This window comes from Opitutaceae bacterium TAV5, from assembly GCA_000242935.3.
Taxonomy (GTDB): domain Bacteria; phylum Verrucomicrobiota; class Verrucomicrobiia; order Opitutales; family Opitutaceae; genus Geminisphaera.
The window spans coordinates 90,255-99,831 of sequence record CP007054.1; the positions used below are offsets into that span (position 1 = coordinate 90,255).

General features: G+C 57.0%; 11 protein-coding genes. 7 read left to right on the forward strand and 4 right to left on the reverse strand.

What is annotated here, in order from left to right; all coding sequences use genetic code 11:
* The first annotated feature begins 70 nt into the window (after nucleotides 1-70).
* Nucleotides 71-418: a hypothetical protein gene (locus OPIT5_00410; GenBank protein AHF95031.1), complete on the forward strand. Its 348-nt coding sequence runs from the start codon at nucleotides 71-73 to the stop codon at nucleotides 416-418.
* Between the two features lie 108 nt (nucleotides 419-526).
* Here the strand turns inward: OPIT5_00410 and OPIT5_00415 are convergent, their stop codons facing one another.
* Nucleotides 527-814 carry a LysR family transcriptional regulator gene (locus OPIT5_00415; protein ID AHF95032.1) on the reverse strand — a complete coding sequence of 96 codons (288 nt, stop codon included), beginning with the start codon at nucleotides 812-814 and terminating at the stop codon, nucleotides 527-529.
* Between the two features lie 524 nt (nucleotides 815-1,338).
* Nucleotides 1,339-2,520 carry a hypothetical protein gene (locus OPIT5_00420; protein AHF95033.1) on the reverse strand — a complete coding sequence of 394 codons (1,182 nt, stop codon included), beginning with the start codon at nucleotides 2,518-2,520 and terminating at the stop codon, nucleotides 1,339-1,341.
* A 217-nt stretch (nucleotides 2,521-2,737) separates the two neighbouring features.
* On the opposite strand from OPIT5_00420, the gene OPIT5_00425 reads away from it, so the two are divergent.
* The 6 genes from OPIT5_00425 (at nucleotide 2,738) to OPIT5_00450 (ending at nucleotide 7,513) form a co-directional block, all read left to right on the forward strand.
* On the forward strand, nucleotides 2,738-4,069 hold the full coding sequence (locus OPIT5_00425) for a hypothetical protein (GenBank protein ID AHF95034.1): 1,332 nt from the start codon (nucleotides 2,738-2,740) through the stop codon (nucleotides 4,067-4,069).
* A 51-nt stretch (nucleotides 4,070-4,120) separates the two neighbouring features.
* Nucleotides 4,121-4,567, forward strand: coding sequence for a hypothetical protein (locus tag OPIT5_00430; protein AHF95035.1), 447 nt, complete (start codon nucleotides 4,121-4,123; stop codon nucleotides 4,565-4,567).
* A gap of 64 nt (nucleotides 4,568-4,631) precedes the next feature.
* Nucleotides 4,632-5,108 (forward strand): hypothetical protein, encoded by a 477-nt coding sequence (locus OPIT5_00435; GenBank protein AHF95036.1) that lies wholly within the window; start codon nucleotides 4,632-4,634, stop codon nucleotides 5,106-5,108.
* Between the two features lie 80 nt (nucleotides 5,109-5,188).
* A complete protein-coding gene (locus OPIT5_00440) occupies nucleotides 5,189-5,626 on the forward strand; it encodes a family S24 peptidase (GenBank protein ID AHF95037.1) in 438 nt (145 codons plus the stop codon).
* Nucleotides 5,627-5,629: 3 nt separating this feature from the next.
* Nucleotides 5,630-6,895, forward strand: coding sequence for a hypothetical protein (locus tag OPIT5_00445; protein AHF95038.1), 1,266 nt, complete (start codon nucleotides 5,630-5,632; stop codon nucleotides 6,893-6,895).
* Between the two features lie 39 nt (nucleotides 6,896-6,934).
* Complete coding sequence (locus OPIT5_00450) at nucleotides 6,935-7,513, forward strand: hypothetical protein (protein ID AHF95039.1); 579 nt, start codon at nucleotides 6,935-6,937, stop codon at nucleotides 7,511-7,513.
* A gap of 303 nt (nucleotides 7,514-7,816) precedes the next feature.
* Here the strand turns inward: OPIT5_00450 and OPIT5_00455 are convergent, their stop codons facing one another.
* Nucleotides 7,817-8,146, reverse strand: coding sequence for a hypothetical protein (locus OPIT5_00455; GenBank protein ID AHF95040.1), 330 nt, complete (start codon nucleotides 8,144-8,146; stop codon nucleotides 7,817-7,819).
* Between the two features lie 29 nt (nucleotides 8,147-8,175).
* Nucleotides 8,176-9,567 (reverse strand): hypothetical protein, encoded by a 1,392-nt coding sequence (locus OPIT5_00460; protein ID AHF95041.1) that lies wholly within the window; start codon nucleotides 9,565-9,567, stop codon nucleotides 8,176-8,178.
* Nucleotides 9,568-9,577 lie beyond the last annotated feature (10 nt).

The window sequence follows — 9,577 nt, forward strand, 5'->3', positions numbered from 1 at the left end:
ACCAGTCTAGCCCGAAGGCTCTTATGATTTTTCCCCGCCCCACAGGATTACTTACCGAATCCTGTGGCCAGTGCTGATCTTCCTGTTTGGCAGAAAGGAAAACCAAATGACACGAAAACTCAAAGTCGGAGATACCGTTTACACTCCTTGCACATGCTTCAATTCTGGCGAGACGTGGGTGGAAGAGAAGAAAGTCAAAGAGATTGGCGAAGATTTCATTGTGCTTACTCATGTGGCTACATTGCGCGAGCGCGGCGAGAATCTGGACAGGGAAGAAGTTACCCACACTGAGCATCGCGGAGACAAGAAACAGCTAGACTATTACTCACGGACCACCGATGAAATCATGAAGGAGGACCGAGAACAGAAGGAATGGTTGGTGAACCGTTTTCTGGACGACGCGAAGAAATACGGATAAACCGAACAAGGCGCTGCACCCCACGGCTACCCGCGGCTTCGACTCGTGCCGGGAGCGAAGCGACCAAGCACGAGGCGTGACGCATCTCGCCGTGGGCGAGCCTGGACGTTAGTCCGACTTGGCCTTTTTCAAGGCAGCCATGCTTTCCCTGGTTTTGCCCATCTCTTCGATAATTGCCTCCGCGTGGACCAGAAGCTGGCCTCCGGCCTCCGTGATCGTGACGGTCCGGCCAAGGCGATTGAACAACGTTACTCCGAGATCCCTTTCGAGCCCGGCGATCGCGTGGCTGATGGCCGATTGCGTGAGATGAAGTTCTCTGGCGGTTACCGTAAAACTGAGAACCCGGCAGAGAGTGTGGAAGGCGAGGAGCTTTTTGCTATCGATAATCTGCTGCATAACTATAGATTGTAACAGGTATTTCAGGACAACTCAAGAGTGTGGCGGGGCTGGCTGATCCCCGAAAGTGCAAGCTCTCTGGCTTGAGATGAATTTCGGGGAATATGAACTCCCGCATTTGTCGCCAGCCAGACAAATCGCCGGCTTTCCGGACTGCGTCGGGTAAGGCGGTCAAGGTCTCTGCCATCGCTGGCAAGCCAACTTCTGAGAGCCGCCAGCTTCCCGAGCATCTCGCCGACGTTGCTGGTTGCTGCAGGATGGACCTCAACCCATATAGCCTGCTCGTTGTTTCCGCGTTCATCGGAAGGTTTGAAACCGATGCCATAATCCCACAGCTTTTTGTCCCGAAATCGGGGGTGACCGGAAAATGTAGTGTCAAAGTTGATACTGCCGGTAATTCTCCCCCTGCCTTTGCGAACAGTGATCAGCGAGGTGTGTTTGCTTTCCAGTGCTTTCAATCCTTCGCGGTATGCTGAGCGAATAGGTTCGGCCGAGGCCTCGACGGCATTTTTAAATGTCATGGATCAGGGGTGCGATGAACGGTTGACGACAGACGCGACGACGTCGCCCACATGGCTGGAAAATCCGGTAAGTCCACCCCACCCGGATTCCTCTGGCGAGTTGGCACCGGGGTCGAGGCTGGAAATATCGCGCACGGTTCCTTCCCGGTTGAAAAAGAAGACCCGATAGTCCTTTGCCAGAGCCGCCTTGGCGATTGCCTTCGTGGGATTGTTCGAGGGGAGATGGAACAGCTTCAAAACGTCCGAAGGCTTCCCGCTGTTCTTCTGGATGACCTTGATCGCCCACACCAGATCCAGGATGTGCGGTGAATGGGTGGAGAGGCAGACACGATAACCGCGCCTCAACAGGTCAAGCACGACAGCAAAAGTGGCGGAGATGGCATCGGGATGAAGTCCCATCTCGGGTTCCTCGATGACGACCCACTCCAGCGAATCGCGACGCGAAACCCGGGTTGGCGGCATCAACCAGTAAAATCCCAGCAGGAGCGGAACGAATTCACGCTGGCCGGCGGACCAGACGAGGTAGGGCAATGGCTTCTTCCCTTGCGCCGAATCCAGGACAATGCGACGCAGGGAACTGCTGTTGTCACTTCTCAATTTGAAACCGCCAAAGATATTATCAATTATGCCCCTCCGCAGGGAAGCGTTCAGCCTTTTGGCCTGCGGGAACAACTGTGGATTGAGGCCGAATTCCCCTTGCACAAGCTGGTTGATACGCTCGGAAAATTCACGCAGGCAGAACGGGTCGCCTGCCTTGAAATCCATGAACGGCCGCGTCTGGCCGTCTCGCAGGCTCATCACGCGCTGGGCGGGAATAAAAAACATCCGCTCTCTTTGAGGTTCCCCGCGAGGAGGGGCGGCTCCTCCGCTGATTATAAGCTGGAAGGGTATTGCCCGGCGGTTAACGTACACCTTGCCTTGTGGATGCAATATCCCGGACATGCCTTCTCCGAGGTAGAGGTCCAAAAACCTCGCCGCGAAAGGAAGGTATAAAGTCCCAAAGCGGGCAAACTCTTGCCGAATGACAGGGGCATCAACCGTCAGTTTGAGCAGTTGCAAAAAAATGCTTTTCCCGGTGGCTTGGGGGCCGACGAGCACCGTAAGATCTCCAAAGTCAACCGCTGCATCCTTAAGCTGGCCGAAATTTCTGAGGCGAAGGCGTCTGATAATGGGATGGTTTGGCATTGCTGGGCAGGTTCAGCCGCATCCGGGCAGGATGCCAGTCGCAAGTTGAGGCCGGCGTTGGTGTTTTGTCGATAGCCATCCCATATCGGCGCATGGCGCACGCCGGGCCAAGAAAGTGGGGAGTATCCCTCTCAGGAGAAGGGAAGCGCGACAGAAGAGCGGGCCTGCAATTCGTTAGAATTGCACTTAGGCGTAAGGTGCGATATGTCAGCCGGCGATGCTCAAAATCCGTGTCATACGGGATGTCGCTTCGCGGGTGGCCTACCACACCACCGGCAAGGGCCTGACCGACGCCGAGAAGCGGGGCATATGGGCTGGCGACGGCTCCCGCCTCGCCGGCTACACCGACGTTACGGCCGAATCGCTGGCCGCTGCCCTGACCGGCTACGACATGCAAGGGAGCTACCTTGGCCAACGGCGCAAGCCGAACCGACGCGCCGGCTGGGACGTGGTGCTCTCTCCACACAAAAGCATCTCGGTTGCCATCCTCTGCCTGCCCCCGCGCATCGCTCAAAAAGTACGCCGGGCATGGGATTCCGCCGTCGCGGCCACAATCTCCTCGATGGAGTCGCTTGCCTGCCGCACGGACGGGAACTCAGTCGCCGCAACCGGAAACCTGATCGTCGCCTGCTACACGCATGAACGCAGCCGACGCGACGACCCGCATGTCCACACCCACTGCATTGTCATGAATGCCACGCTCGATGCCGGGGCAGGTTGGCGCGGCCTCGAACCCGCACCCATTTTTCGAAATAACATGAACCTCGATGGCGTCCTTCAGCACGAGCTGCGCCGGCAACTCGAGATCGAGGGCATTCCCGTCTCGCTCGATCCGAAAGGGCGTGCCCGGCTCCCGATGCCGGAGTACATCATTTCCAGGCTGTCCGCCTCGAAACGCGCGATCGATGACGCTATCGGAAATCAGGAGGAGCGAACTCCCGATTCCCTGTCTTCCATTCACAGCGTTCCGACGCTGCGAAATCTGCTCAACGACCGGTTGCGACCGCCCAAACGCATGCCGGCAAGACGACCGGCGCAGATGCTTCGCCCCGATGAACGCAAGGCCCTGACACGCTCGCTTTCCCCCGGAAAGCCTCCCTCTCCCCCACTTTCTCCTTCCAGCAGGGACATCGCCAAGGCGGCGACCTCACTCTACCATCGCGTCACCCTCTGGCCCGTCGCCAAGCGCCTTTTCGCCTGTCTTGTCACCGTTGCCCGCAGCCTTCCGCGCGTTCCTTTCGCGTCAGTGTTGCGCGCCCTGCCTTTCATTCCGCATCCCCCCAGCCTGTCCGGCACGTTCGCTCCCCCGTTGCTGCTCGCGGAGATCCATTCAAGGCGCAGGGTGGCGCGGCCGGTACCCTCGCAGGTCCTCTCCGTCATTGCTGCCAAAAGGAAGAGGGTGAAAAAAACCTCCATCCGCCAAACCGCACGGCACCAGTGGCAAAGATCCCGTGCTGCCGGCCAGACCACCGTCGCAGCTCCCGGAGCACAACCGGCAGCCACGCCCGCAGCTCGCCCGCCGTCAGGCCGGAAAAGTTCAATGTTATGACTTGTGAACTTTTCTGTTGCTATCCGGAAGAGACTCCACAGCCCTCGGAGCATGGTCGCCAAACCGCCCACCGATCCTGCACCGGGCAGGGAGACATCAGGCCCGGAGCGAAAAAAAAAACCGCCTGCCAGCATCCGAACATCTTTACTCAATCTGGCAGCGGCTGATTCCACAGCCGACAGCCAACTCCCCTTTTCCCTCACCCTGAACAAAACTCCCTCTGTTTCGATCGGCTTTTTCACCGATACAGGCAAGGAGATAATCATGCCATACATTCATTTCTCCGCGGGCGTGCGGATGGGCGAAGAAATGGCCCTCGCTTGCGGCAAGTACGAGATTACCGTCAGGTTCGACGCCGCCAAGGCCTCGGAGCACAAGTGGCAGATCCAGCAGGTCGTCGATGCCCTGCACAGCCAAACCCTCACCTGGCTGCGACACGATCCGGAGACAGGGCTGACAGTCCATGCTGCGCCGCTGGCAGATGGCGAAGAGGGATGAAAGGGCAGGGGAATCTTTTGGCCGACGGGAAGGGCGGACGACTTCCGTACTATTTTTCTGATACATGAAACTCCAGGCTTACATTGACGGTATCCGCCGAAAGGATGTTGAGCGACTCACTCCCGCCATGCGTCAAATGCTCTTCGACACGCGAGACCACGGCGACATGACGCACTCATTGCGAGGGAGGAGTGCTTTTGGTGGAGCGAGCAGGACTCACGCCACCCTGAAACGGCTCGGCCTGATGGACGGTGACAAACTGACCGACGCGGGCCGCGTCGCCTGTTCGGCCGAGTGGCGGGAAGAGCAACCATCACCTTCAATGAACTCGCATACCAAAAATGAACAGCGGCTGCTTGACGCAGCCAGGGAAGTCCTCGCTTCCTGGGAAGCAGGAAACTTGGCCCCCGCAGTCCGCAACCTGGATTCTGCGGTCAAGGCGTTCCCGGGTGCAAAAACCGCATCACGGCAGACGGCTATCAACGATGTCCTTCTTCCGAAAATCCGTTCGCCGCAACCTTCCCGCCGGCCGACAGGATAATGATCCGGCCAAATCGTTGATATTTCGCGCCCGGCTTTGGAACCGGCAGTTCTCCGGTTGCTGGCCGTCCGGTCCCGGGCATGGTGCGCGGCATGCGCGTCATTTCGATTCACAAGGCCGATACCGGGAAAAGCATTCCCCTCCCGCTCATGCTTTCAGGGGTCAAGGCAGGCTTCCCCTCTCCGGCAGAGGACTACACTGATCGCACCCTCGACCTGAACGAGCATCTGATCCCGCGGCCGTCGGCAACATTTCTGGTCCGTGCCTCGGGCGAGTCGATGGTCGCCGCCGGCATCCTGGATGGAGCCATTCTCGTGGTTGACCGTTCACTGGAGGCGCGTGACGGCAGCATCGTCGTTGCCCTCGTGGACGGTTGTTTCACAGTCAAGCGGCTGCGAACTCGCGGGAACAGTCACACACTGGAGGCAGCCAATCCGGCATATCCCGACATCATGCCCCTTGATGACGAATCCCGTATCTGGGGTGTGGTCACATACTCGATCAACAGGATGGGGTGAGCGATGTTGGCGCTGGTGGACTGCAACAATTTCTACGCCTCGTGCGAGCGCGTATTCCGGCCATCGCTGGAGGGTCGGCCGGTCGTGGTCTTGTCGAACAATGACGGTTGCGTGATTGCCCGCAGCCAGGAAGCGAAGGAGCTCGGCTACCGGATGGGTGATGCCTGGCATCTGATCCGCGCCAAGCTCGGCAGGGACGGGGTGGAAGTTTGCAGCAGCAACTACACCCTTTACGGGGACATGAGCCGGCGGGTGGCCGAGACGCTGTGGGGTTTCGCTGTTCGTATGGAAAATTACTCCATCGACGAGAGCTTTCTGGAACTGCCGGACGACTGTAATCTGCGCGCGGTCGGGACCGCAATCCGGCGCACCGTGTACAAGCATACCGGGATTCCGGTCTCCGTCGGCATCGCACCGACGAAAGTGCTCGCGAAGGCATCGAACCGTCATGCCAAACGGACTACGAGCACCGGAGGCGTGTTTGTCTGGCCGGCGGTTGCCGGCGAACAGGACACCCTGCTCGCCTCGATGGGGACCTCGGAGGTATGGGGAATCGGCCGACGGCTGGCTGCACGTCTCGACGCGATCGGAGTCCACTCCGCGATGGATCTCCGCAACTTGTCCGCCGAGGTCGCCCGCCGGATGCTCACTGTGACCGGACATCGCATCGTGCTCGAACTGCGAGGAACGCCGTGCATCGCTCTGGAGGACGTGGCTCCTGACAACAAGACCGTGTGCTCGGCGAAAGGTTTTGGCAGACACCTGGGCGAATTTGGGGAGATTCGCGAAGCCCTCTGCACCTACGTGAGCACGCTGGCCGCAAAGCTCCGGGCCCAGCGGAGCACGGCCGGGCACGTGCAGGTCTGGCTGGAAGTGGCGTCGGGAAGGCCGGGGACAGGACCTGCACCGATGGCGGGCAGGGATATTATTCACCCTACTGCCGATACGGGTATCCTCTGTTCGGCTGCCTGTGAACTGCTGGGGCAGGTCTTCCGCAATGGGAACCGTTACCGCAGAGTCGGCGTTTTGTTTGGCGAGCTTGGTCATGCCGGAGCCATCCAGTGCGCGTTTGCCGATGCGTCTCCGGAGGTGTCGGCCCGCCGACGAGCCCTGATGGAAACAATGGACCGGCTCAACGCGTCAATGGGCCGCGCTGTCGTGCATGTCGGGTCGGCCGCCGGTGAAAAGCCGGCCTGGCGAATGCGCCAGAAGTTTCTCAGCCGGCGTTATACCACACGCTGGGATGAACTGTTGACCGCCACAGCCTGACCCGGTCAATTATTGCGTTAAGTAAAACCAATAGTATCTATGGAAATAACAAAGCAGGTTGTTGCAATTCATGAAGCAGGGCATCTGTTAATCATCCTGGCCACCCCCCTTCGAGATATTATACAGCATGCAAAACTTTTCGAGAATGAAGGTACATGGGAAGGGGAAGTTGCGGTAGATTACACTGGCAACAATAAAATCCCCAATGAATCAGTCTATGACGTTGCCAAAGGGATGGGTGGCCCACTGACCCAGATCCACTTTCATCCGGAGTCAATTCCCGAACCGCTTTTGGAACTGATTAACAAGCATCAAGGGTTGCTCGCGGCTACTCAGCACATAGTTAAGGAGAAAATGAATATCTCCACCAACTGGTGGCCGGATCTGCAAAGATGGATCGATTATTGTAAGACGAATTTTCGCAATGACAGTCCGGGCTATTATGCAATCGAGAAGGATATTTGCGATTCTTTATCTGTCCCACTCGTTTCGGACACCGTCCATTTTCTAGCGGAAAAACTGGTTCTAAAAGGGAAATTAACGCGAGAGGAATTATTGTCTTATCCACAAGATATGTTTCCGGTTTATCAGTTTCCTGAACGTCTCAGAATATTCTAGGAGCACGTCATGGCGCTGCCTCACCCCATGGTCCGGCAACCCCACAGTGAGGGCATTCCGGTCCTTCCGTGGTTGAGGCGTGGCAGTGCCAGCAATCGCGAACGCACACAATACCATCAAACCCTGCGCCAAGGCTAACGTCCGCAAGGCTTCCCGATTGTCCGGCCTAACAAAAGCCGCTGGCGGGCTTCTGTGGTCCCTGGTCATCATTTCTGGATAGCATCGCCACCTCATCATAATCAAGATTTTCTAACCAAGTCTCAATATACAAGAGGCTGTGCCTTTGCCGTAGTTTTGGTTGTGCTATCCATTTTTAGGTGCAGGTGGCCTGTATTGCACCGCAAACCAGTAATCTGTTTTCAACCACTCCGGACCGGTATATTCAGGCGCGCCTTCGCCGGGAAACACCAGCACCGACTGAAATTCGACATTTTTCCCGCCCCACTGGAACTCCCGTTTGCCTGCATCGTAGGTGTGATTTGTATCGGTCAAAAAAGGATGGGTCATTCTTACCGCCCTATAAGCAGCATCCGCAATGGTCGTGACCCCCGGAATGGTGTACTGGCACCACCCGTAATGTTGCTTTAACTCAACTTGCATGCTTGCCTCCTCATCCTGAACAGCAGTATTCATATTTTGGGACTCTGATTGAAGGGTAATGTTTATTTCTCGATCTGCAACGGGCTTGGTTTCAATAGCAGGCCGGTTTCATCCAGTTCATAATTAAGCCCACCTCGCCAATGCGGAGCAATCACCCGGATAATGTCACCAAGTCGGGCGCGAAAGTCGCGTTCGCGTCTGTAGGTAGAGCCGAACTGCTCAAACAGCTTGTCTGTCGGTATGTGCAATTCGGAAGCACCGTGAGTATTCATCAGAAAATTCCGGTAACAGAGCCACCCGTAAACATCCAGACCCAACGAACTTCTCCGGAGAATTCTTATTACCCCCTGATCTATCGGAAAGGAATTCTGCATCATATTCTGGAAGAACTCTTCATGCAGGATAATATAAGATTCGAAGTCCAGTTGGGGTCCCGTTCCGAGACCGGAACTGAACCACCATTCAGTTTCCTTCGCGAGCGGAGGAAAATATTTTGTGTTAATCCCCTCGATGTAGCCATCCAGATTCGTGCGTCGTTTGGTCTCGACCAGCGACATACGCGACGCAAACAGACGTTTGCATTGCTCGGACACAGCGATGTAGTTTTTCTTGTTATCGCTCACCCCGAGGGCTTTCAGGAAAGCATAGATGCTACGGCCAAGGCTGATTCTGGGGTTCCCTGTCAGCTTCACCTGGGTTGCGATGTGGTACAAGGCCAGCCGGGGAAAGCTGCCATAAGGCAAACCCAAGGGTTTGCCGGTGATCGAATCGATGCCGGTTTGTACGACCAGCATTTTCCGGCCATTGGTCCGCTGCCACACCGTGGCATTGCCAGGATCAAGGTGTGGGAGACTCGCTTGGACAAGGCTGACCGAGGAGTACGTTATTTCGCCCCTTTCCTTTGCAGTCTTCTCCTGGATCAACTTGGTCTGGGTCATCGCACGCTCTATACGACGGCGCAGCCTTTCATCCTGCTCTTTGGTGTAGATCGGCGTCTCGATCAGGCTAAGCTGGATTGGCTGCTTTTCCTTTTCCCTAGTCGCCGGGTGTGGGGTCTTTGGAGCAACCGCCAGCACTTCCTCCCTGGAAGCATGGAACCTCGGCGTCAGGCCGGCGATCCGGTGCAGGAGCAGCCCGATTATCATGCCGGTAGGATTCCGCGGCTTGGCCCCGCCGTACTCGTTGCCGCGCATATCGCGCACCTGCTCCCTGTCGGCTACATCCGCGCAAAAATCCTCAAACTTGTCTTCCCCTACAAGTCCGCGTGCTTTCTCGAAAAAGGTTCTCGATGTTTTGAGGATGACGCCGGCAGCATGAAGTTTCTCCTCTTCGTAGGGGCTGATGGCCTGGGGAAGGGTGGCGTCGTATGAGGCTTTGGTACCGCCGGAAGCTAACCATGCCTTGAGTAGGGGTCTTTCCGAAGCAGGCGACTTTCTGGGTTTTTTTGGTTCCATCGTCGCCGGA